The sequence below is a fragment of the Saccharothrix variisporea genome (genome assembly GCF_003634995.1).
In the GTDB taxonomy this organism is placed as follows: domain Bacteria; phylum Actinomycetota; class Actinomycetes; order Mycobacteriales; family Pseudonocardiaceae; genus Actinosynnema; species Actinosynnema variisporeum.
In genome coordinates this window covers 654,168-678,943 of record NZ_RBXR01000001.1, presented here as the reverse complement: position 1 = coordinate 678,943, position 24,776 = coordinate 654,168, and the positions used below count along the sequence as shown (strand labels likewise).

Genomic DNA, 24,776 nt, shown 5'->3' with positions numbered 1-24,776 from the left:
ACCACCTGCCCGACCCCAACCCCGACCACGCCGACCACGCCGACCCCGACCACGCCGGCGACACCGAACCGGGACCGGGAGCCGGCGGCGGTGTGCCGGGGGCGTTGGTGATCGCGTCGCCCGATGGGGCCAAGCGCGAGGTGGCGGCGGTGCGGATGCCGGTGGCCGACGCCGTGCCGGTGCTGTCGCAGGCCCGCCGGGCCGCGCACGCCCACCCGGCCGCCGCGTTCTGGGGCGCGGCGGTGGTGGTCGCGTTGCAGCTGGTCGCGCGGGGCAGGGTGCGGCCGACCGTCACCGACGGGGACTTCGACGCCTGGCGGGTCGGACCTCTCGACCCCGCCGATCTGCAACGCGTCCGCGACCTCGCCGACGCCATGCCCGCGCACGCCCGCGCGACCCCGCTGCCCGGACGCGACCCGGCGGAGCTCCCGGAGGCCGAGCCGCTGCTGCGGGCCTTCCTCGACGCGGTCGCCGACACCATGCCGCGCGGCGCGGCGGCCGTGCACGCGTTGGGCTCGCCGGTGTTCACCTCGCCCGCGCCGCAGCGGGTGCCGCACCTGCGCACCTGGGCCGACCAGGGCGTCCGGGTGTCGCTGCGGATCGAGGGGCTGGAGGAGTTCCGGGCCGTGGTGCAGGTGCACAGCCTCGCGGACCCGTCGCTGGTGGTCGACGCCGCCGAGCTGTGGGCGGGCACCGACCGGCGGGCCCGGTCCGACGCGATGGTGGTGCTGCGGCGCGCCGCGCGGGCGTTCCCGCCGCTGGAACGGCTGCTCGACCTGCCCGTGCCCGACCAGGTCGTGCTGCTGGACTCCGACGTCGAGGAGTTGCTGCGCGACGGCGCGGTGCGGCTGGCCGGCGTCGGCGTGGACGTGCACTGGCCCAAGGACCTGGTGCGCGACCTGTCCGCACGCGTGGTGCTGGGCTCGGAAGACCGGGGCGACCGGCCCGCGTTCTTCGGCCCCGACCAGCTCACCAACGTGAACTGGCAGCTCGCCCTGGGCGGCGACCCGCTGACCCCCGACGAGCTCGACCGGCTCGCCGAAGCCCATCGGCCCGTCGTGCGGCTGCGCGACCGGTGGACCCTGGTCGACCCCGACCTGGCCCGCAAGGCCCGCGAACGCGACCTCAAGCCCGTGACCGCGATCGACGCCCTCGGCGCGGCCCTGACCGGGGTCGCCGACATCGACGGCGAGCAGGTCCCGGTGGCCGCCACCGGGTGGCTCGACGACGTGCGCGCCAAGCTCGCCCTGCTCGACACCGAACCCGTCGAGCCGCCCGCCGCCCTGCACGCCACCCTGCGCGACTACCAGCTGCGCGGCCTGCGCTGGCTGGACCGCATGACCTCGCTGGGCCTGGGCGCGTGCCTGGCCGACGACATGGGCCTGGGCAAGACCGTCACCCTCATCGCCCTGCACCTGCACCGCGCCGGCGACCCGACGACGAGCGGCGGCCCGACGCTCGTCGTCTGCCCGGCGTCGCTGCTGGGCAACTGGCAGCGCGAGATCGAGAAGTTCGCGCCCGGCGTCCCCGTCACCCGCTACCACGGCAGCGGCCGGGAGGTCGCGCACGAAGGGTTCGTCCTGACCACCTACGGCACCATGCGCGTGGACGCCGACCGGCTCGCCGACCTCGAGTGGGGGCTGGTCGTGGCCGACGAGGCGCAGCACGTCAAGAACCCCTCCTCCGACACCGCCCGCGCGTTGCGCCGCATCCCGGCCGCCGCCCGCGTCGCGCTGACCGGCACCCCGGTGGAGAACAGCCTCACCGAGCTGTGGGCGATCCTCGACTGGACCACCCCCGGCCTGCTGGGTAGCCTGCCCGCGTTCAAAGCGCGGTGGGCCAAACCCATCGAGGCCGACCGCGACCGCGCCACCGCCGACCGGTTCGCCGCGCTGATCAGGCCGTTCCTGCTGCGCCGGCGCAAGTCCGACCCCGGTGTCGCACCCGAGCTGCCGCCCAAGACCGAGACCGACCGGCCCGTCGCCCTGACCCGCGAGCAAGCCGCCCTGTACGAGGCGGTCGTGCGGGAGGTGATGGCCGAGATCGCGCAAGCCGACGGCATCGCCCGCCGCGGCCGCGTGGTCAAGCTGCTCACCGGGCTCAAACAGGTCTGCAACCACCCCGCCCAGTACCTCAAGGAGACCTCGCCCCGGCTCGAGGGGCGGTCCGGCAAGCTCGAACTGCTCGACGAACTGCTGGACACCATCCTCGCCGAGGACGGCGCCGTGCTCGTGTTCACCCAGTACGTGGCCATGGCACGGCTGATCGGCAAGCACCTCACCGCACGGGGCATTCCGTCGCAGCTGCTGCACGGCGGCACCCCGGTGCCCGCCCGGGAGGAGATGGTGCGGCGGTTCCAGGACGGGTCGGTGCCGGTGTTCCTGCTGTCGTTGAAGGCCGCCGGCACCGGGCTCAACCTCACCCGCGCCGACCACGTCGTGCACTACGACCGGTGGTGGAACCCGGCGGTGGAGGACCAGGCCACCGACCGCGCCTACCGGATCGGGCAGACCAAACCCGTGCAGGTCCACCGGCTCGTCACCGAAGGCACGATCGAGGACCGGATCGCGGCGATGCTGCGCGCCAAGCGGGACCTCGCCTCGTCCGTGCTGGCGCAGGGCGAGTCGGCGTTCACCGAGCTGAGCGACGCGGAACTGGCCGACCTGGTCGAGCTGAGGAGCGGGTCGTGAAGGCGCGGGGGTTCCCACCGTTCGGCAAGGGCGTGCGGAGGGCGCGGTCGTGGTGGGGCCGCACGTGGCTGCAGGCGTTGGAGGACACGTCGTTGGACCAGACCCCGCTGCGGCAGGGCCGCAAGTACGCCACCGCGGGGCTCGTCGGCACCATCACCGTCAGCCCCGGGCGGATCAGCGCGCCCGTGCACGACACCGACGACACCTACCAGACCACCGTGCGGCTGGCCGAGTTCACCGACCGGCAGTGGACCCGGTTCCTCGCGGCGGCCGCGGCCAAGGCCGGTCACCTGGCCGCGCTACTGGACGGGGAGATGCCGCGCGACCTGGCCGACGCCGCCGCCGACGCGGGCGTGGACCTGCTGCCCGGCATCGGCGACCTGGACTTCGAGTGCACCTGCCCGGACTGGGAACTCCCGTGCCGCCACGGCGCCGCGCTGTGCCACCAGGCGTCCTGGCTGCTCGACACCGACCCGTGGCTGCTGCTGTTGCTGCGCGGCCGGACCCAGGAGGAGGTCGTCACCGACGCCCGCCCCACCCCCGGAGTGCTGGCCACCGCCGCCTACGCCGCCGATCCCGTCCCGCTCCCCCCGGACCCACCCGTCGAAGACCTCGGCGCACTCCCCGACTTCCCCCCGACCGAGGACTTCGACGCGGAGGTGCTGTCCCTCCTGGTCGCGGCCGCCGCCACCCGCGCCCGCGACCTCCTCCACCCCGGCCCCCACCCGCACCTCACCGACCGGGAAGACCACGTCCGCCTGGCCGCCACCCACCCCACCCTGGCCACCCGCCTGCACGCCGACCCCCGCGAAGTCGCGGCCTGGCACCAGGCCGGCCACCTCGGACTGTCCGTCCTGGACGACACGCGAACCCCACCCAAACCCGACCTCAACCGCGCCCACACCACGTGGACCGACGCCGAACTCCCACCGGCGAAGACGTGGCGCAACCGCTGGACCGTCCACACCGGACAACTCCGCTACGGCCCCGACCACCGCTGGTACCCCTACCGCAAGCACAACGGCACCTGGTGGCCCACCGGCACCCCCAACCGCGACCCCGCCGCCGCCCTGTCCGAACTGCCCCGAGGCGTCAGCCCCGGCACGGCGGGTCGTACTCGCCCGTGACGTACCGCTGCCAGGACGCGGTGTCGAGGGCGGTGCGGGTGGCGGCGCAGATCCGCTCGACGTCCCGCTCGACGTCCAACTCCCACAGCAGCACCGACCGGTCGACGCCCGCGGAGGCGACCGTGTGACCGTCCGGGCTGAACGCCACCCGGTGGACGAAGTCGGAGTGCCCGAGCAGCGGGTCGCCGACCGGCTTGGCGTCGGCCGGGCGGGAGACGTCCCACAAGCGCACCGACCGGTCCGCGCCGCCGGTCACCAGCGTGCGGCCGTCCGGGCTGAACGCGACCGACCACACCGTGTCGCCGTGGCCGGTCAGCGGTTGGCCGAGGGCCGTGGGTCGCGCCGGGTCGGACACGTCCCACAGCCGCACGGTCCGGTCACCGCCGACCGAGGCCAGGGTGCGGCCGTCCGGGCTGAACGCCACGGACAGGGCGGCGTTGGTGTGCCCGCTCAACGTCGGGGCGGGCGCCGGGTGCGCGGGGTCGGCGACGCTCCACAACGGCACACCGGTGTTCGTGCCGCCCGTGGCCAGCAGGCGGCTGTCCGGGCTGAACGCGACGGACAGGAGGATGCCTTCCAGGCGCGGCGGCTGGGTGGCGAGCAGCCGCGGTGAGGTCGGCGTCGCCACGTCCCACAGTCGCACCACGCCTTGATCGTCGACACTCGCCAGCAGCCGGCCGTCGCGGGTGAACGTCACCGCCCGCACGATGTCGGTGTGCCCGGTCAGGGGGTCGCCGAGCGGGGTCGGCTCGCCCGAGACGTCCCACAGGCGCACGGTGTGGTCCTCACCGCCCACGGCGATGGTGCGCCCATCAGGGTGGAACGCGACGGACGCGGGGCGTGCGCCGGCTGCGGAGTCGCCGGTGATCGCACCTCGCGGTGCCGGCCGCGCGGAGGACGACACGTCCCACAGCCGGACGGCGCGGTCGCGCCCGGCGGAGGCGAGGGTGCGGCCGTCCGGGCTGAACGCCAGTGACCACACGGTGCCGGCGTGGGCCGCGGTCAGCAGGCCGGTCCGGTGCCACAGGCGCACCGACGAGTCGGTGCCGCCCGTGAACAGCGTGCGGCCGTCCGGGGACAGCGCCACCGCCGTGATCGTGTTGGCGTGACCGGCCAACGGCGGACCCAGCGCCGCCGCGGCTTCCGGCCGGCCCACGCTCCACAGCCGCGCCTTCGCGTCGTAGCCGCCGCTGGCCAGCGTCTGCCCGTCGCGGCTGAAGGCGAGGTCGCGCACGCCGCTGGTGTGGCCGGTCAGCTGGCGCACATACCGGGGGCGGCCCGGATCGACCAGGTCGAACAGCCGGATCGTGTCGTCGGCGGATCCCGTGGCGAGCGTGCGGCCGTCCGGCGAGACCGCCACCGCGCCGACCGCGCTGCCGTGGGACAGCGGCGTGCCCACCGGCGTCAGCGGGTCGGACGGGCGCCAGAGCCGGACCGCGTCGTCACCGCCGGAGACCAGCAGCGCCCCGTCCGGGCTGAACGCCAGGGCCCGGACGTCGTCGGTGTGGGCCGCCGTCACCCCGGCCGACCGCGGCCGCGCGGGGTCGGACACGTCCCACAAGCGGATCGAGTCGTCGTCGCCGCCACTGGCCAGCGTGCGCCCGTCCGGGGAGAACGCGACCGCGCGGACGTCGTCGGTGTGGCCGGTGAGGACGTCGTGCGCGGTGCCGTTCAGGTCCCACAGCCGCACGGTCCGGTCCTCGGCGCCACTGGCGATCCGCCGCCCGTCCGGGCTGAACGCCACGGACGACACGATGGCCGTGTGGCCGGTCATGGGTGCGCCCAGCGGCCCGGGGTAGAACGGGTCGGAGACGTCCCACAGCCGGACCGTGTGGTCCCCGCCGCCGGTGACCAGCGTGCGGCCGTCCGGGCTCAGCGCCATCGCCAGCACGTCGTGGGTGGGCAGGGGAGTGGCCAGGGTCGCGTTCGCGGCGCCGATCAGGCGGGTGCGCGTCCGGTCGTCGGGGCGCATCCGGTGCGCGACCAGGGTCAACTGCGCCGACAGCGACACGTCGACGTCGCGGAGCCGGTCGGCTTCGGCCAGGACCCGGTGGTAGGTGGCCAGGTCGCGCTGCCGCCGCGCGTCGCCCTGCTGCTGGTAGGCGACGACGGCCACCGTCGAGGCGACCAGCGCGAGGACCGCGAGGACGGCCACGACCGCGGTCCGGCGTCGCGCGTCGCGCCGCCGCGCGCGCTTGGAGGCGAGGAGGAACTCCCCGGCCACCGCGTCGAGATCACCCGGTGCCGCGGTGCCGGCCCACTCCAGCGCGGCGTCGAGCCTGCTGCCCCGGTACAGCAGCGACGGGTCGCGGCCCCGCAGCGCCCACGCGCCCGCGGTGTCCTCCAACTCCTGGTGGACCAGCCTGCCGGAGCGGTCGGCGTCGATCCACTCCCGCAGCCGCGGCCAGTGCCGCAACAAGGCCTCGTGGGTGATCTCCACGGTGTCCTGTGCCCGGGTCAGCAGACGGGCCTGGGTGAAGGCCTCCACCACGTCCCGCGCGTCCGGGTCGGTGCCGGTCAGCCGCCGCCGCGTGTCCTCGTCGCCGATCTTCACCAAGCGCAGGAACAACGACCGCGCCCGGCGCCGGTCGTCGTCGCTCAAAGCCTCGTACACCTGCTCGGCCGTGACGGCGATGGCGCGCCCGATGCCGCCGGTGTCCCGGTAGCCCTGCACGGTCAGGGTGGCGCCGGAGCGCTGCTGCCAGCACGCCCGCAGCGCGTGCGCGAGCAGCGGCAACCGGCCCGCCTCGTAGCCGGAGCCGGTGGTGGCGCCCAACTCCCGCAGCAGGAGTTCGACCAGCCCGGGTTCGACCTCCAGGCCGACGTCGTGCGCCGGGTGCAGGATCGCCTCGCGCAGTTGGGCTTCGGTCAACGCCCCGACCACGAGCGGCGCGTCCTGCAACGCCGCCCGCAACGGAGGGTGGTCCACGCAGGCGGCGTAGAAGTCCGCGCGCACCCCGACGACCACCAAGGCCTTCCCGGCCGACTCGGCCAGCGCCGCGACGAACGCCCGCCGCTCCGCCTCGTCGGCGCACAGGGTGAACAGCTCCTCGAACTGGTCCACCACCACGATCCGCTCGTCACCGGTCACGTGCCGGCCCCACGCCTCCAGCGGCTCGGCCGTGGGCGTGAACACCACGCCGGACCAGCGGGACGAACCCGGTAGTGCCGACCGGGCCAGGGCAGGCAGCAGTCCCGCGCGCAGCAGCGACGACTTCCCCGCCCCCGAAGGCGCCACCACGACCTGGATCCCGCCGGTGGTCAGCCGCCGGTCCAGCCGCGCGAGGAGCTCGGCCACCACGTCGTCCCGCCCGAAGAACCACCGGGCCTGGTCGGCGTCGAACGCGGCCAGACCGGGGTACGGGCAGTCCTCCACCACCGGTCCCGTCGTGCGGCGACGGCCGTGCGGGCCGTCACCGAGGTACACGTGCTGGTCCCGCTCCGCGTGGTAGAGGTCCCGCCCTGCCTGGACCACCCGCCCCTGCCCGGAAACCTCCGCCCGCTGGTGGACGTCCCCACCCTCTTCGCTCACCCGACCCCCATCGGTTGTGCCGAACCACCACCACAGCTGTGGTACCACAGGTGTGGTGGTCAGGACTGGCCGCTGCCCAAGCACACGAACGGCCGGCGCAGCGGGTCCACCGCGATCGCGTCGGCCAACGCCAGCGCCGGCTGCGCGCCCGCCGCCAACCGCCGGTGGTAGTAGTCCATGGTCGCCGCGGAAGCCTGGTCACCCACGCGGCTCACCGGGGCCACCACCATCTGCGAACCGCTCGCCAGCAACGCGCTCGCGAACCCCAACGGCTCGTCGCCCGGCCGGATCCGGTTCAACGCCAACTCGCACGCCGCCAGCACCACCTGCCGCGGCGGGTGCGGCAGGTTCGCCAACTCGTGCGCGTACAGCGGGCCGTCGGTCAGTTCCAAGCGGGAGAACAACGCGTTCTCCGGCTCGTGCACGCCGTGCGCCGCGAAGTGCGCGATCTCGGCATCGTCCGAAGTGGACAGCACCGCCGCCACCGTCGCGCCCTCACCGGACAGCAGCGCCGCCGAGCTGTAGTGCGCGCCCAGCTTCGCGATCTCGCCCACCGCCGCCGGCAGGCCCGGTCCGCGCACCAGCACGGTCCGCCCGTCGCGTCGCCACTCGCCGCGCTCGGCCGCCAGCCACGCCGTCGCCGACGGGGCCACGACGATCGGCCGCGCGTGCAACGTCGGCAGCACGCCCCACGGCACCGCGTACAGCGCCCCGGTCGGCACGACCACCAGGTCCCGGTCCCCGAGCAGGCCCACCAACGGCCGGACCAACTGCGCGTCGAGCCGTTCGGCCTGCCGGTGTGCCGACGTCGACAGCACCCGCACCAACGCCTCCGGCAGGTGGTCGGGGGCCAGCGCGTTGAGGTCGGCGTTGAGCATCCGGGCGCTCTCCGCGGCGGCCTCCGCCGAACCCAGGTGCACCAGCCGCACGTCCCCCTCGACCACCACCACCGCGACCAACGCGTCCCCCGACGACGCGAAGCTCACCAGCGCCCGCCCACCCAGCTGGGCCACCACCTCGGGCAGCTTCGCCACCGGGCGCGGGCTGCCCCAGCTGCCCGAGTGCCAGCCGATCTGGTTGGCCTTGCGCAGCCGCTCCGCCCGCCGCGCCCGCAACGCGCCCGTCGGGTGCCCGTCGTGGTGGGCCTTGTGGATCGACTGGGTCAGGCTGCGCACCTCGGCGATCAGCTCCGCCAGCTCCGGGTTGTCCACCCGGGTCAGCGGCTCGTAGCGGTAGGTCTGCGCCCGCGTCCGCTCCAGCCACGCGAACAGCCGCCGCGCGTTGCCCTCCGCCAACACCAATCCCACGGCCAGCTCGGTCAGCTCCCGGCCGTGCAACGCGGTCCCGGACAGCAGTTCCAGCCCGCCCATCCGGTCCCGCACGTGGTCCAGCTCCGCCAAGCCCGCCCGCACCTCGGCGAACGCCGCCGTGCGCCGACCCCGCGCGGCGGCCAGTTCCGCCCGGCACAGCCGGCGCAGCATCCGGTGGTCGATCGCGGTCAGCCGACCCGGTCGCGGCACGCCCTCCAGCACGCGTTCGGCCGCGTCGAGGTCGCCGCGCCGCACCTCCAGGCGCACCGCGAGCATCCGGGCCGTCGCCGCCTGCTCGGCCAACCTCGGCACCGGCAGCGCGTCGGCGAACCCCAGCACCCGCGCCGGCAGCGACCGCGGCACCCGACCCGACCGCAGCGCCACCTCGGTGTCCACCCGCAACCCGATCAGGGTCGCGTTGGCCACGCACGTCTCGCAGCCCCACCGCCGCATCCGCTGCCGCGCCGCCGACGCCATCTCCCGCGCCAGCCCCAGGTCACCGGTCATGAACGCGGCCACCGCCCGGGTCAGCTCCACGTCGGCCAACTCGCCCGTGGCGGCCTGGTCGGCGCGCATCGCGGGCAGCACGTGGTCCAGCTGGTCACCCGCCTCGTCGGCCAGGCCCGCCACCAGCAGCGCCTGCGCCCGGTGCAATCCCAGCAGCGGCGGCACGGCCAACCCCAGGTTCCGGTACGCGCGCTCGCTGCTGTCGTAGCGGCGCAGCGCCGCCGGCACGTCCCCGATGCGCAACTCCAGCCGACCCAGCGCGTGGCTGGCGTCGGCGGCGAAGTTCACCAGCCCGAACTCCGTCGCCAACGCCACCGCCCGCGTCAGATCCTGGCGGGCCTGCGTGATCGACCCCAGGTTGGTGTGCGCGGTGCCCCGGCTGCGCAGCGTCTTCACGATCGGCTCGACCAGCGACGGCACCGGCTCGTCGGCCGCCGAAAGCCGCCACTCCTCGTGCGCCAGGGCCTCGCCCAGCACGGCGACACCCTCCTCCAGCAGGCCCGCGTTGAGCAGCAGCAACCCGCGGTTGTGCCCGACGCTGCCGGACAGCTCCGCCCGCACCAGCGGGTCGGGCACGTCCTCCACCAGCGCCCGCACCTCGTCCAGGCCCGCCAGCCCCGCGGCGAGGCCCGCCGTGTCGGCCGCCAACGCCGACAACGTCGAGGAAAGGCGAATGCGCGTCACGAGCCATTCCTGGCGCGTGACCGGATCACCGGGATCCACCGATTCCGCCAATGCGCGGGCGCGGTGCAACAACCGCATCGCCTCGCGATGCCGCCCCGAACACGACGCGTCCACTCCGTCGCGGTGCAGGGCGCGGGCCTCGCGGATGATCGCGATTTCGTCGCGAGAAGCGATCACAGGCACATGTCCATGACATCACAGAAAGCAACGGGAAACGCCCGCCGACCGGATCGTCGGTCGACGGGCGCCGGTCACGCTGGGTCGATCAGTTCGACGACGTCTTCTGGACGCAGCCGTTGCCCGAGCACATCGGCGTCAACTCGCCGCCGTCGTGGTTGTGCTCGTGTTCGTGCTGCTCCTGGCCCTGCTCCGGCGGCGCCGGCAGGACCGCGGTGGTGGTGCCGTCCTCCGGCACGTCGCCGCCCTGGAATGCGATCTCGGTGGTCTTAGACATAGCGATCTTCCTCCCCTGTCGATCTGTCTAGGCCGATCAAGCGACCCGCGCGACTGCGCCGAGTCACGTTCGGCGGCCCCTCCTCCGCACGAACGGACCAATGGTGGCACAACGGAGTAATGATCGAAGGGTAAATTTTGCACATCGGAGGGCAACCTCGCGCTGACGTGCGAAAACAGCCCCGTATTCACCCGTTCAGGTAATGGTGGGGGTGCGGATGGGGGAGTCGATCACCCGGAGAAAGCGAAAATTCCTCGGCGCGCAGAATAGTCGCGGCGCGGCGGCCCGTGATCAAGGGGAGGCGGACGGGCCGGGGTCGTGCCGGCGTGCACGAAGACAGGCGGGCGTGAAGAGGCGGGCGTGAAGAGGCGGGCGTAGAGAGGCGGCGGGGAGCGGCGCGCGTGCCGGGTGGGCGCGTGCGAGGCAGGGAAACCGGCCCGCTAGGTGATCACGCCGGGCAGGGTGGCGGCGGTGCGCTTGCGGCGCAGCCACACCTTGCGGGAGCCGTCGCCGAACAGCAGGGTCCGCGACAGCTCCCAGCCCGCGAACTCCGCGTGGATCGCCAACTGCGTCGTCGCCGTGCGACGGGAGACACCGGCCGGCAGGCGCAGCGGCCGGTACTCCCAGTCCCCGTCGACCACCCCTTCGTTCATGACCCGATCACCTGCATCCCTTGACCGTCTCCGGACGCGACGAACACGCGCCCGCTGCCCGGGTCCACCGCCACCGAGTCCGGCTGGCGGACCGTGGCGTACCGGTGCCTCTCCACCGGCTCGCCACCCGCGACGTCGAACGCCACCACCTCGTTGCGCTCGGTGAGCGTGACCCACAGCAGGTCCCGCCGCTCGTCGTAGGCCATCCCGTACGGCGCGCCGGGCAGCGGGAAGCGCTGCCGCATGATCAGCGGGCGCACCGAGAACGCCATCAGCTCGCCACCGCGGGTGTCCACGACCAGCACCCGGCCGAACCGGTCGGCCACCGCCGTCGTCGCGCCCTCGCCGGCGCGCAGTCCCGCGCCCAGCTTGGGCTCGGCACCCAGGTCCACGTCGAACACCGCGCTGCGCGGCCGGTCCAGCACCACGGCGTGGTCGCCCACCGCCACCAGCCGGTCCGGGCTGGACACGCCGGTCACCGCCTGTCCGGCCACGTCCAGCGACTTGGCGTCCCGGCGCGCGACGACCGCCTTGCCGCCCACCAGCGCCACGTCCACCGGGCCGCCGTCCACCGGCCGGGACGAGGACGTGCCGTCGGACCGCACGGTCACCACGACCCCGCTGCCGGGCACCGGCGCCTCCACCGCGTCACCCGACACGACCAGCCGCTCGGCCCGGCCGGGCAGCGGCACCACCCGCGGGGCGGCCAGGTTGTCCAGGGGGTGCAGCGACACCGAGGGCGGGTCGGCCAGCGCCACCGCCACGTACCCGGGCAGCACCGCGACCGCGCTCGCCGCGCGCATCGGCAGCACCGTGCCCTCCGGTGTGGCCGTGACCTGCGGGGACTCCGCCGGCGTCGCCGGTTCCAGGGTCGCGGCCACCTGCAACGGGTCGCCGGAGTCGTCCCCGGTCGCGCAGCCGGACAGCAACGCGGTCCCGGTGAGCACAACCGCCGCCAGTCGGCGCAACGTCGAACCTCCAGCTAGCCCGAAAGCGAGAACGTCCTCCCAGCATCCATCACGAAACCACCATCGTCACGCAGGGGGAGGGTGTTGTCGTTGGTCCAGGGGAGTGGTAGTGGCCGCGCACCGGTACCCCGGCCGGGTTTTCCGCGACCATCCCAGGTGAGGGGAGGCGCCGATGACGGTCGAGGAACTGCGGGCCAGGCACGTGGAACTGCTGCGCGACCGGCGGGTCGCCGACCGGCTGGGCCCACCCGACCCGGACGGCCCGCGCGAGGACCGCTACCACACCTGGACCCAGGTCGGCGCCGAACCGCTGCCCACCCGCCTGACCAGGCTCGCCGTCGTCCGCGCCCGCCCCGCCGGCTACCGCTCCGCGCACCTGCGCGCCCTCCAGGCCACGCTCGACGCCTGCCAACCGGAGGTCCTGCACCTGGCCGACGCGGCGGGCTGGAGCGTCCGCACGCCGGTGCTGGCCGGGGTGTTCCCGACCGGCACCCTGGACGGCATCAGCGTGCCGGTGCCCGGCCGGGGCGTGCTGGTCCTGGTCAACACCGGCCTGCTGGACCTGTCCGCCGCCGTGTTGAAGATCATGACCGGGGTCCTGCCCGCCTACGGCACCCCACCGCTGCTGACCCCGGACCAGGCGTCCTACGCGCTGGCCGAAGCCGTCAACGCCTACCTCTACGGCAACGGCGCGGTGTCGGCCCGCCCGCTGCCCGAGCTGTCCGGTCAGCGCCTGGCCCTGGTCGGCCTGATGCTGCGCCGCGCCACCCAGTTCGTCATCGCCCACGAGCTGGCGCACGTGATCACCGGTCACCTGGTCACCGCCCGGCGGGTCACCGACCCGGACACCCCGGTCGGCGCGCTGGACGCCTGGGCGGTCGGCTGGCCCCGCGAGCACGAAGCCGACCGCGTGGCCGCCACGATCATGCTGCGCACCCTGGACGACCTGGCCCCGCGCCTGGTCGAGGCGATCGAGCCGTGCCTGGTGGGCGCGCTGCTGCTGGTGCCGTTCCTGCACGAGGTCACCGACCGGCTGGCCGACGAGCAGGGCCGCCCGGTGCCGTTCTCGACCACCCACCCGCCGCCGGTGCGGCGGATCCAGGCGCTGGTGGAGCACCTGGCCGGCCGCACCCGCACGCCCCGCGCGCTGGACCTGGCGGCCGACGTGGCCACGTGGCTGGAGGACCAGCTGGCGGGGGTGCGGGAGTGGTTCCGGCTGGTGGACGAGGTGGCCGTCTGAGGTCAGGTCAGGCGGGTCACCGCGCCGGTGTCGAGCTGGTAGCTGGCCGCCACGACCTTGAGCCCGTGGTGGCGCACGGCGGTCCGGAGGGTCACCGACCGCTCGACCATCAGCGACGCGACCCGCTTGGCCTGGTTGTCCACGCACCGGGCCAGGAAGGTCTTGTCGTCCCGCTCCGGCGGGGTCGCCAGCACGGCCGGCTCGATGGCCCGGACCAGCGTGGAGATGTCCCCGCTGACCTCGGCCCGGCCCCTCACCACGTCGATGGTCGCCGACACCGCGCCGCAGGACGCGTGCCCCAGGACGACCACCAGCGGCACCTCCAGGTGCTCCACCGCGTACTCGACGCTGCCCAGGACGCTGTTGTCCAGGACCTCGCCGGCCGCGCGGATGGTGAACAGGTCGCCGAAGCCCTCGTCGAACACCAGCTCCGGCGGCACCCGGGAATCCGCGCAGCCCACCACGCAGGCGAACGGGTGCTGGCCCTTGGTCAGGGCCTCCCGCCACTGCAGCGACTCGTGCGGGTGGGTCTGGTGCCCCTCGACGAACCGCTTGTTGCCCTCGGCGAGCTTGCGCCACGCGCCTTCCGCGTCGAGCTTCTTGTCCTTGTCCTCGTCCGCCGAAGCGGCGGGAGCGCCCGCGGCCAGCACGGCCGCCGTGCCGGCCGTGAGGCCGAACAGCCGACGCCTCGTCACCGAGGCTGTGTCACTTGATTCGCGCACGGCGACGGACGCTAGACCCGTTCCGGATCCATCAAGCTGGTGGAGTAGCGGAACTCACACGATCGGTTACACAAAGTGAGCAAATCGGAGAATCCGGGCGAACGTCACCCCATCGGGCGTTCCGGATAGCCGAACTCGATGGCGCTCACGTCGTCCAGCGCCGACCGGATCGCGGGCGGCAGCGAGATCTCCTCCGCCGCCAGCGACCCGAGCAGCTGGCCGGTGTCCCGCGCGCCCACCACCGGCGCCACCACGCCGGGCCGGTCGCGCACCCACGCCAGCGCCACGCACAACGGGCTGGTGCCCAGGCCGTCCGCCGCCGTCGCCACCGCCTGCACGATCCGCGCCGCCCGCTCCGTGCGGTGCTGCTCGACGTACCCGGCGAAGTGCGCCGACGCGCCCCGCGAGTCCGACGGGGTGCCGTTGCGGTACTTGCCGGTCAACACGCCCCGACCCAGCGGCGCCCACGGCAGCAGGCCGATGCCGTGGTGCTCGGCGGCGGGCGCGACCTCCCGCTCCACCCCGCGTTCCAGCAGCGAGTACTCCACCTGCGTGGACACGATCGGCGTGTGACCGGGCAGCGCGGCGGCGGTGCCCAGCTGCCAGCCCGAGTAGTTCGACACGCCCGCGTACCGGACCTTGCCCGAGGACACCGCGTGGTCCAGCGCCGACAGCGTCTCCTCCAGCGGCACCGACGCGTCCCACGCGTGCAGCTGCCACAGGTCGATGTGCTCGACACCCAGCCTGCGCAGCGAACCGTCCAGCGCCGACAGCAGCGCCGCCCGCGACGCGCCGCCGCCGAACGGGCCGTCGTTGCGCCGGGCCACCGCCTTGGTCGCGATGACCAGGTCGTCGCGCGGCACGACCTCGCCGATCAGGCCGCCCAGGATGCGCTCGCTCTCGCCCTCCACGTAGACGTCGGCGGTGTCCACGAGCGTGCCGCCCGCCTCCGTGAACGCCATGAGCTGCGTGGCGGCCTCGTCCGCGTCGGTGTCCCGACCCCAGGTCATGGTGCCCAGGGCCATCCGGGAGACCCGCAGACCGCTGCGGCCGAGGTATCGCTGTTCCACGCGGCGCAGCCTAAACGGTGATCGACATTCCGGCGGGCGCACACCGCGCATGTCCGGTGGAAACAACCCGATAGCCTGCCCTGGCGCACCCGGTTACCCGCCGGTAGGGTCCGGTGCGTGCGACTGGGACTGAACCTCGGGTACTGGGGCGCGGGCAACGACGCCGCGAACCTCGAACTGGCCAAGGAAGCCGACCGCCTGGGCTGGTCGGTGGTGTGGGCCGCGGAGGCCTACGGCTCCGACGTGGCCACCGTGCTGGCGTGGGTGGCCGCGCAGACCGAGCGCATCGACATCGGCAGCGCCATCTTCCAGATCCCCGCGCGCACCCCGGCCATGACCGCGATGACCGCCGCGACCCTGGACACCCTGTCCGGCGGCCGGTTCCGGCTGGGCCTGGGCGTGTCCGGCCCGCAGGTCTCCGAGGGCTGGCACGGCGTGCGCTTCGACAAGCCCCTGGGCCGCACCCGCGAGTACGTCGACATCGTCAACGCCGCCCTGCGCCGCGAGAAGCTGCGCTACGACGGCGAGCACTACCAGCTGCCGCTGCCCGGCGGCCCCGGCAAGGCGCTCACCCTCACCGTGCACCCGGTGCGCGAGCACATCCCGATCTACCTGGCCTCGGTCGGCCCGAAGAACCTCGAGCTGACCGGCGAGATCGCCGACGGCTGGCTGGGCGTGTTCTTCTCGCCCGAGCACTCCGCAGGCTCCCTGGACGCCCTCCGGCGCGGCCGGGAGAAGGCCGGCAAGACCATGGACGGCTTCGACGTCGTCCCCACCGTGCCGCTGGTCGTCGGCGAGGACTGGCGCGCGTGCGCCGACACCGTGCGCCCCTACGCCGCCCTGTACGTCGGCGGCATGGGCAGCCGGGAGAAGAACTTCTACAACGCCCTCGCCGTGCGCATGGGCTTCGCCGCCGAGGCCGCCGAGGTGCAGGAGAAGTACCTGGCGCGGGACTACCAGGGCGCGATGGCCGCCCTGCCGGTGGAGTTCCTGGACTCGACGTCGCTGCTGGGGACCCGGGAGCGCATCGCGGAGCGGATGAAGGTCTACGCCGAAGCGGGGGTCACCACGCTCACCCTTTCGCCCATGCTGCAAGATCTCGAGCAGGGGATCGCGGGCTTGCGCACCGCGACCGAAGCTCTGGATCTGGCAGGAGTGGGTAGTTGAGCTGGTTGCAGGCCCTGGTTCTCGGAATCGTCCAAGGCTTGACGGAATTCCTGCCCATTTCGTCGTCGGCGCACGTGAGGATCGTCTCCACGCTGTTCTTCGGCAACGACGCGGGCGCGTCGTTCACCGCCGTGATCCAGCTGGGCACCGAGGTCGCCGTGCTGATCTACTTCGCGCGCGACATCGGGAACTTCATCGCCGCGTGGTTCAAGGGCCTGTTCTCCAAGGCCGCGCGCAAGACCGACGACTACCGCATGGCCTGGTACGTGATCATCGGGTCGATCCCGATCAGCGTGCTGGGCTACGTGTTCAAGGACGAGATCCGCAGCTCGCTGCGCAACCTGTGGATCACCGCGACCGTGCTGGTGGTGTTCGGCATCCTGCTGGGCGTGGCCGACCAGTTCGCCCGGCACGTCCGCACCCGGCTGGAGCTCAAGGACGCGGTCGGCATGGGCCTGGCGCAGGCGATGGCGCTGATCCCCGGCGTGTCCCGCTCCGGCGGCACGCTCACCGCCGGCCTGTTCCTGGGCCTGGAGCGCGCGGCGGCGGCCCGGTACTCGTTCCTGCTGGCCCTGCCCGCGGTGTTCGGCGCCGGGCTGTTCAGCATCCCGGACGTGCTCGACCGGTCCGAGCCCAACGCCGCCTCCGTGCCGCAGATGATCGTCGCGACGGTCGTGTCCTTCGCGGTCGGCTACGCGACCATCGCGTGGCTGCTGCGGTACGTGTCCAAGCACAGCTACTCGGCGTTCGTCTGGTACCGGCTGTCGCTGGGCATCGTGCTGATGGGCCTGCTGTCGATGGGGCTCATCAACGCCACATAGGGTGGTCTTCGTGGCTACCGTGATCCTGCTCCGACACGCCCGTTCCACCGCCAACGGCTCCGGGGTCCTCGCCGGCCGCGCACCGGGCGTGGCCTTGGCCGACACCGGGGTGGTGCAGGCGGAGAAGCTCGTGGAGCGCCTCGCGGGCGTGCCGATCGACGCCGTGGTGACCTCCCCGATGGACCGCTGCGGCCAGACCCTCGCGCCCCTGCTGGCCGCGCGCGGGCTGGAGGCCGTGGTCGAGCCGGAACTGGCCGAGGTCGAGTACGGCGAGTGGACCGGCAAGGAGATCAAGGACCTGCTCAAGGAACCGCTGTGGCAGGTGGTGCAGCAGCACCCGTCCGCGGCGGTGTTCCCCGGCGGCGAGGGCCTGGCGGCCGTGCAGGCCCGCGCGGTGGCCGCGATCCGCGCCCACGACGCCCGGGTGACCGAGGAGTTCGGGCCGCGCGCGGTGTGGGTGGCGTGCAGCCACGGGGACGTCATCAAGGCCGTGCTGGCGGACGCGCTGGGCGTGCACCTGGACGGGTTCCAGCGGATCGTCGTCGACCCGGCGTCGGTGTCGGTGGTCTCCTACACCCCGACCCGTCCGTTCGTGCTGCGCGTCAACGACAACGGCGGCGACCTGTCCGGCGTGGTGCCACCGCCGGAGAAGCGGGACGAGGAGCCGTCGTCGGACGCCGTCGTGGGCGGGACGACCTGAGAGCTGGACCTCGGGGCGCTTGATCGTCGGCTCGCCGGCTTGCGGGCCAAGTGCGCGCCCGGCGGTCTGCCGTCCGGCTCCCCGTGCTGAGGGTGAGGGCGAGCCTGTCCTGCGAACTCGGTGCGTGCAGTCGGGTGGATTCCGGAACCGTCCACCGGAATCACCTGTGGTGTGATGCGATGCTGGGACTCTTCGCCAGGCACCAACCGGATCAGGGAGGTGTCCGGGTGGTGACGACGCCCGAGCCTGAGCAATCCGACGTTCACGAGCCGGCAGTCCGCGACGTTGACGGCGGACCTCCCGTGCTCAACGTGGTGTCGGGCGGCGGAAATGGTGTGGTACAGGCGGGCGTCGTGAACGGTGACGTGTACCTGCGCACGCCACCGCGACCGCTCTCGCCCGTCGTGCCACGTCAACTACCCGCCGCACCGGCGGTGTTCGCAGGGCGGGTGGCGGAGCTGACCGCGCTGGACCGCGCTCTGACCGCCGCCGATCCGCACGGCGGGGTAAAAGCCACGCCGGGCGAGAACGCCACCGGCTCAGCGGCTAGTCCCTCGGTGATGATTTCGACGATCGGCGGGTCCGGAGGCATCGGCAAGTCCTGGCTCGCGTTGGCCTGGGCTCACCGCAACCTGGACCGGTTCCCCGACGGGCAGTTGTTCGTCGACCTGCGTGGCTTCAGCCCCAGAGGCGAGCCGGTCGGCTCCGGGACGGCGGTGCGCTGGTTCCTCGACGGCCTCGGGGTCAGCCCCCATCGCATTCCGACCGACCTCGCCGCGCGGGCCGCGCTGTACCGCAGCCTGGTCGCCGGTCGACGAATGTTGATCGTGCTGGACAACGCCGCCACAGCCGACCAGGTCGTGCCTCTGCTGCCCGGCAGCCCCACCTGCACCGTGCTGGTCACCAGCCGCCATGTGCTGTCCGCCCTGATCGACCGACACGGTGCCCGTCATCTCACGCTGGGCACCCTCACCCACGCCGAAGCCCGCGCCCTGGTGACAGCACTCTCGGGTGCCGACCGCTTCGACGCCGAACCCGACGCCGTGTCCGAGATGGTCGACCTGTGCGGCGGCTACCCGCTCGCCCTGTCGATCACCGCGCGCAACGCCGCCACTCGCCCCGCTGTCCCGCTGGCGGAGGTCGCCGCCGAGCTTCACGAATCCGGTTTGGAGGTGCTCGACCACGAAACCGACCCCACGGCGAGCCTGCCCACTGTCCTGTCCTGGTCTCTGCGCTACCTGACCGGCGAACAACGCTCCTTGTTCGCCCTCCTCGGGTTGGCGCCCGGCCCCGACATCAGTCTGCCCGCAGTGGCCGCCCTCGGCGCCCTTCCCCGGGCTGCCGCGCGGAAAGCCTTGACGGCTCTGGAGAACGCGTCGCTGGTCAACCGCCGGTCAGCCAGCCGGTATGCCATGCACGACCTGGTCCGTGCCCTCGCCGCAGACACAGCCCGCGCCACCCTGCCCGCGCACGTGCGGGAGGCAGCCTTGGTACGGGTGGTGGACTTCTACTCGCACACTTCCCACGCCGCCAGCCGCCTCTTGGACCCCCACCGAAGGCTCGTGCACCCCAGGCCTCCCGCGCCCGGCGTGCGCCCACAACTGCTTGCCGATGTCGCGGCAGCGATGGGGTGGCTCGAGGCCGAGCACGCCGTCCTTCTGGCCACACAGCGCATCGCAGCCACTCTCGGACAGCACCACGCCGTGTGGCACCTGGCCTGGAACCTGGCGGCCTATCACAGCAGGCGAGGGCACCTGCGCGACGAGTTGAGCTCGTGGTCAGCCGCGGTGGACGCCGCCCACCACTTACCCGACCCTACTGCCCGCAGTTGCGCCCACCGGTTCCTCGGCCGAGCCTGTGCCCGGTTGAACCTGCACGAGCAGGCCACTGGTCACCTGGACCGGTCTCTTGCCCTGGCGACCAGCCAGGACGACCCGGCTGAAAGGGCACACACCAACCGGGGCCTAGCGCTCGCCTGGGCAAGGCGGGGGAGCGATCGGCGGGCACTGGACCACGCCCGACGTGCGCGGGACCTCTTCCGCTCCCTCGGCCAGCCGGTGCAAGAAGCTCTCGCGCTCAACGCGATGGGCTGGCACGGCGCGCAACTGGGCGAGTTCGACACTGCCCGCGACCACTGCCATGCCGCCCTCGCCCTCAACCGACACCGCCACCTGGAAGGCGAGGCGGACGCCCTCGACAGCCTCGGGTTCATCGCCCACCGCACGGGCGACCACCGAACTGCCCTCGACTACTACCACCGGGCTCTCACCCTGTTCCGGACCGTGGGCCACGCCACTCAAACCGCCGACACTCTCGACCGCCTCGGTCACCCCCACACAGCCCTCGGACAGCACGAGCAGGCGCGCCGGCTTTGGCTGGAGGCGTTGGAGCTGTACCGGGAACAAGGCCGCGATATCGACGCCGAACGCGTCCAGCGGCAGCTCGACGACCTCGCCGACACCGGTACCAACCCGGTCGGGCCCTGACCGGTGGGCGAACGGCAGCCGAAGGCTTGAGGTGACGGTGTGGCCCCCGGACAGTGCAGGGTAGTCCGGGGGCACACGGCCGGCGGCGGAATGCCGGTGGTCGTGGCGAGGGCCGACCAAGTGCACTGATCGTATGGCCGTTAATGCGGCGGTAAATGGTCTCTTAAAACGTGAGACGGTTTCACGAGGTCGCCAGGAGCGCAGGTCAGCTCGCTGCACAACGCGCCAAAATCCGGCAAAACCGCAGCTCAAACCATGTGGAAACACCACGGAAACAAATGGTGGCAAGCGGTCTTGTGCCGCATTCGGCTGGACCGTTCGGTTCACCCCGTCCGGCGGGGGCCTGTTTACAGTTAACAACCGTTCGTGCGCTCTGCGTCACACTCCCGGCCCCGTCCTCACAGGCCCAGACGGGTGACCGCGTTGTCCTCGAGGGGGTTGGCGGTGCGGATGTAGCGGTGCACGGTGCGGGGATTGGTCCACCGGCCCTGCCGCATGATCTCCCGGTCGCTCGCCCCTCCCAGCGCCGCCTGCGTGGCGAACCCCGCGCGCAGCGAGTGCCCGCCGAACAGCGCCGGGTCCAGGCCCGCCTTGAGCGCGTACCGCTTCACCAGGTCCGAGACGGCCTTGTCCGACATCGGCTTGCCGGCGATGCGGCCGTGGCGGCTCACCGCCGGGAACAGCGGACCCTCGTGCGGCGCCGGCCGGTAGCTGTGGCAGCGGTGGGTCGGCTCCTGGTCCGGCTCGTCCTCCAGCAGCGCGCGGGGGTCGGCGGCGGTCAGCACGTCCACCCAGTCCGCGAACGCGCACACCGGGCACGTCGCCCGCCGGGCGCCCCGCGGCAGCACCACGCGCTGGCGGTGCGCGCCGGTCTGGTCGGTCTTGGTCACGCCGAGCTCCACCAGCAGCAACGGCTCCTGGGTACGGGCGTCCACGTCCACGGTCACGTCCTCCAGGCGCAGGGCGGCCAGCTCGCTGCGGCGCAGCGCCCCGGCGAAGCCCACCAGCAGCAGGAGGGCGTCCCGGCGGCGCGCGACCCCGGTCGGCCAGCCCGGCGCCGGGCGTTCGGCCAGCAGGGCGGCCAGCGTGTCCAGCAGGACCGGGCGCTTGCGGCGCGGCTGGGCGCGGCGCGTGCGGCGGATACCCCTCAAGGTCAGGCGGACGACGTCCGATCTTGTGGGGGAGGGGAGTCCACCGGCGGCGTGCACGGCGGCGATCGCGGCGGACTTGCGCTCCAAAGTGGACGGGCTGAACGCGGGCGAGCCGTCGGGTTTGGTGCTCTCGGCGGCCACGGCCAGGTAGACGGCGACGTCCACCGGGTCGGCGGGCAGCGCCTGCCGACCCTCCTGGCGGCACCAGGCCGCCCAGGCGACCCAGTCCGAGCGGTAGGCGCGCAGGGTGTTGGGGGACTGGGCGGCGCCCAGGTAGCCCGCGAGGGCGGCGGCCTGCTCGTCGTCGAAACGGCCGCGGACCTGCTCCAACGCGGCCAGGTCGACCAGGACCGGGTGGGTGACGCGGTCCAGCTCGGCGCGGACCGGCTCCGGCAGGCTCATGGGCGGGATGTTATCAGTTTCAACGATCATTATTGCTTCAGTGTGGACAAAACCAGATCACCGTCGTCGCGGCTACGATCTGCGGTCATGCGCGCGCTACAACACCCCGCTGTGGAGGACGTCGAGCTCTCCACCGTGCTCACCGCGCTGGCCGACCCGGTGCGGCTGCGGATCGTGGCGGAGCTCGCCCGGTCCGGCGGGATCGTGTGCGGGCAGTTCGACGTGCCGGTGAGCATGTCGACGCTGTCGCACCACTTGAAGGTGCTCCGGGAGGCGGGCGTGCTGCGCGTGACGCCGCAGGGCAGCTACCGCACGCACGAGTTGCGGTGGGAGGAGATGGAGCGGCGGTTCCCCGGGGTGCTGGACTCCATCACGCGCGCGGTCACGCACACAGCTGTTTAGGGGCTGTGGCACCGGGTCGGGCTTTGAAGGCGACTTCGTGGCCCTTGTCGTCGCGGAAGACGGCCTCGGTGTCGCTCAGCAGGGTCATCGTGCCGTCCTGGTAGGGGTTGTCCCATCCGGGCGGCGGGTTGTGGGCGCCGTCGTGCAGCGGGGTGAGGGCTTCGTAGTAGGTGTCGCCGATCTTGGCCTCGTCGATGCCGCAGTGGGTGTAGAGGCGGTAGGGGATCGCGGGGCCGGTCGGTCGCGTGGTCGTGGTCGTCGCAGTGGTCGTCGCAGTGGTCGTCGTCGTGGTCTGCTCGGCGGCCGGTGGCTGCGGCGCGGGGTGGCGCAGGGTGAGGGCCAGGCCGACCGCCCCCGCGATGAGCACAGTGCCGGCCGCTGCCGCGAGGATCGGTCGGGTGCTTGCCCGCTCGCGGTTCGGCCGCGGTTCTGTGTCGTCGACGGTGTCGGCGAGGGCGGTGAAGGCGGCGCGCAGGCGGCGTTCGACGGTGGTGTGGTCGGGCTGGGTCATGGCTGGTCTCCCAGGCGTCGGGCGAGGGTGGCGAGGGCGCGGGAGGCGCTGGTCTTGACCGTTCCCTTCGAGACGCCGAGGGTGTCGGCGATCTCGGCCTCGGTCAGGCCCGACCAGTAGCGCAGGACCAGGACTTCGCGTTGGCGCCTGGGCAGCGCGCGGACGGCCCGCAGGACTTCGCGGTGTTCCTCGGCCACGAGGAGGTCGGTGTCGGCCGGGGGTGCGTCGGGGCTGGTGGTGCGGTGGTGGCGCCAGGTGAGGCGTCGGCGGCGGTGGATGGTGCGGGCGCCGTTGACCACGGCCACGCGCAGGTAGCCGGCGGCGGTGTCGGGGTCGAGGCCGGCGCGTTTGCGGTGGGTGTTGAGGAAGGCGTCCTGGACGACGTCCTCGGCTTGGGCGCGGTCGCCGAGCAGGAGGACGGCGAGGCGGAGCAGGCCCGGTTTTTCGCGCCGGTACAGCTCGGCCATCGCGTCGTCGGCGGTCAACGACACCTGCGTCCCCCTCGGGTGTTGTGCGGTTCTGCCCTGGTACACGCTCGGGGGTGGGTGGGGGTTGACGTCAGGTGCGGATCCAGAGGCAGAAGGGGTGGCCGGCGGGGTCGAGGTGGACGCGGACGTCGTCCTGGGGTTGGAAGTCGGCGAGGGTGGCGCCGAGGTCCCGGGCGCGGCGGCTGGCGCCCTCCAGGTCGTCCACTTCGATGTCGAGGTGCAGTTGCATCTGCTGGTGGGTGGTGGTGCTGGGCCAGGTGGGTCGGACGTGGTCGGGTTCGGCTTGGAAGGACAGGCCGGCGGTGCCGTCGGGTGGGCGGACGGTGGCCCAGCCTGGTTCGTCGCGGACGACGGGCCAGCCCAGGAGTGCGCTGTAGAAGCGGGCGAGGGCGCGGGGGTCGGGGGTGTCCAGGACGGTCGCGGTCAGCGTGATCACCCGTCCAGTGTCTCCGGGGTGGCGGGGTCGCGCAGGAAGGCGTCGAGGGCGGCCAGGACGGTGGCGAGGTGGGCGAGGGAGCGGTGGACGTCGCCGGGGACGTCGAGCCTGTGGTCGGCGTCGGGGAGGGCGAGGGTGTGGCCGGGCAGGCCGGCGTGGGCGTCGGGGTGGTGGTAGAGGTCGGCGAGTCCGACGACGTAGAGGGAGCGCCACGGGCAGGTGGCGGCGGCGTGGCGGACTTCGGGGCGGCCGAAGAGCGGGGTGAGCCAGACGGCGTCGGTGCGGGCGGGCAGGGGGTGGTCGAGCAGGCGGGACATGGCGGCGGTGCCGAGGGACTTGCCGACGAGGGTGACGCGGTCGTGGTCGGCGGTGTCGTGCAGTTGTGCGGTGACGTCGGGGTCGTCGCGGCTGGGATAGGTGAGGTGGCGGGTGGTGGCGCCGAGGTGGCGCAGGAGTTGGTCGGTGTAGTGGAAGAGGGGTTGGGCGGTGGTGTAGCCGCCGCCGGGGAGCAGGAGCGCGAGCCAGGTCATCGGATCTCGTGGGTTTCGTTGGGGTGGGTGGCGGGGGCCTGGGCGCGGGTGGTGGCTTCCTGCTCGGTGAGGGTGGGGCCGAGGTGGGTGAGCAGGAGGTGGTGGGCGCCGCGTGCGGCTTGGGCGGCGTCTTCGGGGGTGCAGTGGTGGGGGGACGGGGTGGTGGTGTCGGCTTCGCAGAGGAACAGGTCGGCGCCCTCGGCGAGGCGGTCGAGGGCCGGGCAGGGGGCGGTGTCGCCGGAGTAGGCGAAGGTGGCGCCGGCGTGGGTGGCGCGCAGGCCGTAGGCGGGGAGGCCGTGGTTCACGGCGAGGGTGTGGAGGTGGATGTCGCCGACGTCGGCGCGGTGGTCGTCGTGGAGTTCGTGGACGGTGAAGGCGGCGCTCGCGGGGTTGGGGCGGGCGCCGGCGAGGAAGGCGGTGAGGCGTTCGGCCAGGCCGCGGGGGGCGTAGAGGGGGATGGGGTGTTCGGGGTGCAGGTCGGCGTAGAGGAGGGCGTAGTAGGCGGGGAGCAGGTCGGCGGTGTGGTCGGCGTGGGTGTGGGAGATCCAGATGGCGTCGAGGCGGTCGGGGCTGGTGTGGCGTTGGAGGTTGGCCAGGGTGCCGGGGCCGGCGTCGACCCAGACGGCGGTGGTGGGGGTGCGCAGGAGGTAGCCGGAGCAGGGCTGGTCGGGCCGCGGGTAGGGGCTGGCGGTGCCGAGGGTGGTGAGGGTGAAGGGCACGGGCGC

21 protein-coding genes are annotated in these 24,776 nt (G+C 73.3%); 8 read left to right on the top strand and 13 right to left on the bottom strand.

All coding sequences use genetic code 11. The annotated features are described in order from the left end of the window. The first annotated feature begins 155 nt into the window (after positions 1-155). On the top strand, positions 156-2,690 hold the full coding sequence (locus DFJ66_RS03095; RefSeq protein ID WP_121230578.1) for a DEAD/DEAH box helicase: 2,535 nt from the start codon (positions 156-158) through the stop codon (positions 2,688-2,690). Next, positions 2,687-3,817: an SWIM zinc finger family protein gene (locus DFJ66_RS44865; RefSeq protein WP_211350954.1), complete on the top strand. Its 1,131-nt coding sequence runs from the start codon at positions 2,687-2,689 to the stop codon at positions 3,815-3,817. Before DFJ66_RS03095 ends, DFJ66_RS44865 begins: the two co-directional genes overlap by 4 nt. On the opposite strand, the gene DFJ66_RS03085 is transcribed toward DFJ66_RS44865, so the two are convergent. From DFJ66_RS03085 to DFJ66_RS03065, 5 genes are all read right to left on the bottom strand, one after another. Next, positions 3,783-7,349 carry a WD40 repeat domain-containing protein gene (locus DFJ66_RS03085; protein ID WP_147459156.1) on the bottom strand — a complete coding sequence of 1,189 codons (3,567 nt, stop codon included), beginning with the start codon at positions 7,347-7,349 and terminating at the stop codon, positions 3,783-3,785. The genes DFJ66_RS44865 and DFJ66_RS03085 overlap by 35 nt on opposite strands. A 59-nt stretch (positions 7,350-7,408) precedes the next feature. Then, positions 7,409-9,928, bottom strand: a complete 2,520-nt coding sequence (locus tag DFJ66_RS03080) for a CHAT domain-containing protein (protein WP_170200086.1) — start codon at positions 9,926-9,928, stop codon at positions 7,409-7,411. A 187-nt stretch (positions 9,929-10,115) separates the two neighbouring features. After that, positions 10,116-10,304: a hypothetical protein gene (locus tag DFJ66_RS03075; RefSeq protein WP_121217727.1), complete on the bottom strand. Its 189-nt coding sequence runs from the start codon at positions 10,302-10,304 to the stop codon at positions 10,116-10,118. 440 nt (positions 10,305-10,744) lie between these two features. After that, the gene (locus DFJ66_RS03070) at positions 10,745-10,957 is read right to left on the bottom strand and encodes a DUF5703 family protein (RefSeq protein ID WP_121217725.1); all 213 of its coding nucleotides are present in this window, start codon (positions 10,955-10,957) and stop codon (positions 10,745-10,747) included. Beyond that, on the bottom strand, positions 10,954-11,925 hold the full coding sequence (locus DFJ66_RS03065) for a YncE family protein (RefSeq protein ID WP_121217723.1): 972 nt from the start codon (positions 11,923-11,925) through the stop codon (positions 10,954-10,956). Before DFJ66_RS03065 ends, DFJ66_RS03070 begins: the two co-directional genes overlap by 4 nt. 172 nt (positions 11,926-12,097) lie before the next feature. Between DFJ66_RS03065 and DFJ66_RS03060 the strand changes: the two genes are divergently transcribed. Continuing rightward, complete coding sequence (locus DFJ66_RS03060) at positions 12,098-13,165, top strand: M48 family metalloprotease (RefSeq protein WP_121217721.1); 1,068 nt, start codon at positions 12,098-12,100, stop codon at positions 13,163-13,165. 2 nt (positions 13,166-13,167) lie between these two features. Here DFJ66_RS03060 and DFJ66_RS03055 read toward each other — a convergent pair whose 3' ends face one another. Together DFJ66_RS03055 and DFJ66_RS03050 are read right to left on the bottom strand one after the other, a co-directional pair. Further along, the gene (locus DFJ66_RS03055) at positions 13,168-13,860 is read right to left on the bottom strand and encodes a carbonic anhydrase (protein WP_170199098.1); all 693 of its coding nucleotides are present in this window, start codon (positions 13,858-13,860) and stop codon (positions 13,168-13,170) included. Between the two features lie 131 nt (positions 13,861-13,991). Beyond that, the gene (locus DFJ66_RS03050; RefSeq protein ID WP_121217717.1) at positions 13,992-14,957 is read right to left on the bottom strand and encodes an aldo/keto reductase; all 966 of its coding nucleotides are present in this window, start codon (positions 14,955-14,957) and stop codon (positions 13,992-13,994) included. 117 nt (positions 14,958-15,074) lie between these two features. Here DFJ66_RS03050 and DFJ66_RS03045 point away from each other — a divergent pair, with 117 nt between their 5' ends. The 4 genes from DFJ66_RS03045 (at position 15,075) to DFJ66_RS03030 (ending at position 20,131) form a co-directional block, all read left to right on the top strand. After that, positions 15,075-16,124: an LLM class F420-dependent oxidoreductase gene (locus DFJ66_RS03045; protein WP_121217714.1), complete on the top strand. Its 1,050-nt coding sequence runs from the start codon at positions 15,075-15,077 to the stop codon at positions 16,122-16,124. Beyond that, the gene (locus tag DFJ66_RS03040; protein ID WP_121217712.1) at positions 16,121-16,945 is read left to right on the top strand and encodes an undecaprenyl-diphosphate phosphatase; all 825 of its coding nucleotides are present in this window, start codon (positions 16,121-16,123) and stop codon (positions 16,943-16,945) included. Before DFJ66_RS03045 ends, DFJ66_RS03040 begins: the two co-directional genes overlap by 4 nt. A 10-nt stretch (positions 16,946-16,955) precedes the next feature. Further along, entirely contained in the window at positions 16,956-17,645 is a 690-nt protein-coding gene (locus DFJ66_RS03035; protein ID WP_121230576.1) for a histidine phosphatase family protein, read from the top strand. A 230-nt stretch (positions 17,646-17,875) separates the two neighbouring features. Continuing rightward, the gene (locus DFJ66_RS03030; protein ID WP_246029555.1) at positions 17,876-20,131 is read left to right on the top strand and encodes a tetratricopeptide repeat protein; all 2,256 of its coding nucleotides are present in this window, start codon (positions 17,876-17,878) and stop codon (positions 20,129-20,131) included. 398 nt (positions 20,132-20,529) lie between these two features. Here DFJ66_RS03030 and DFJ66_RS03025 read toward each other — a convergent pair whose 3' ends face one another. Next, complete coding sequence (locus DFJ66_RS03025; protein ID WP_211350952.1) at positions 20,530-21,684, bottom strand: site-specific integrase; 1,155 nt, start codon at positions 21,682-21,684, stop codon at positions 20,530-20,532. Positions 21,685-21,771: 87 nt separating this feature from the next. On the opposite strand from DFJ66_RS03025, the gene DFJ66_RS03020 reads away from it, so the two are divergent. After that, complete coding sequence (locus DFJ66_RS03020) at positions 21,772-22,086, top strand: ArsR/SmtB family transcription factor (RefSeq protein ID WP_121217706.1); 315 nt, start codon at positions 21,772-21,774, stop codon at positions 22,084-22,086. Here the strand turns inward: DFJ66_RS03020 and DFJ66_RS03015 are convergent. From DFJ66_RS03015 to DFJ66_RS02995, 5 genes are all read right to left on the bottom strand, one after another. After that, on the bottom strand, positions 22,067-22,597 hold the full coding sequence (locus tag DFJ66_RS03015; RefSeq protein ID WP_121217704.1) for a hypothetical protein: 531 nt from the start codon (positions 22,595-22,597) through the stop codon (positions 22,067-22,069). The two genes, DFJ66_RS03020 and DFJ66_RS03015, sit on opposite strands and share 20 nt — an antisense overlap. Next, positions 22,594-23,088, bottom strand: coding sequence for an RNA polymerase sigma factor (locus DFJ66_RS03010; RefSeq protein WP_246029554.1), 495 nt, complete (start codon positions 23,086-23,088; stop codon positions 22,594-22,596). The genes DFJ66_RS03015 and DFJ66_RS03010 overlap by 4 nt, the downstream gene beginning before the upstream one ends. Before the next feature lie 67 nt (positions 23,089-23,155). Next, positions 23,156-23,518, bottom strand: coding sequence for a VOC family protein (locus DFJ66_RS03005; protein ID WP_121230572.1), 363 nt, complete (start codon positions 23,516-23,518; stop codon positions 23,156-23,158). After that, positions 23,518-24,051, bottom strand: a complete 534-nt coding sequence (locus tag DFJ66_RS03000; RefSeq protein WP_121217702.1) for a hypothetical protein — start codon at positions 24,049-24,051, stop codon at positions 23,518-23,520. Before DFJ66_RS03000 ends, DFJ66_RS03005 begins: the two co-directional genes overlap by 1 nt. Then, a complete protein-coding gene (locus DFJ66_RS02995; protein WP_121217700.1) occupies positions 24,048-24,770 on the bottom strand; it encodes an MBL fold metallo-hydrolase in 723 nt (240 codons plus the stop codon). The genes DFJ66_RS03000 and DFJ66_RS02995 overlap by 4 nt, the downstream gene beginning before the upstream one ends. Positions 24,771-24,776 lie beyond the last annotated feature (6 nt).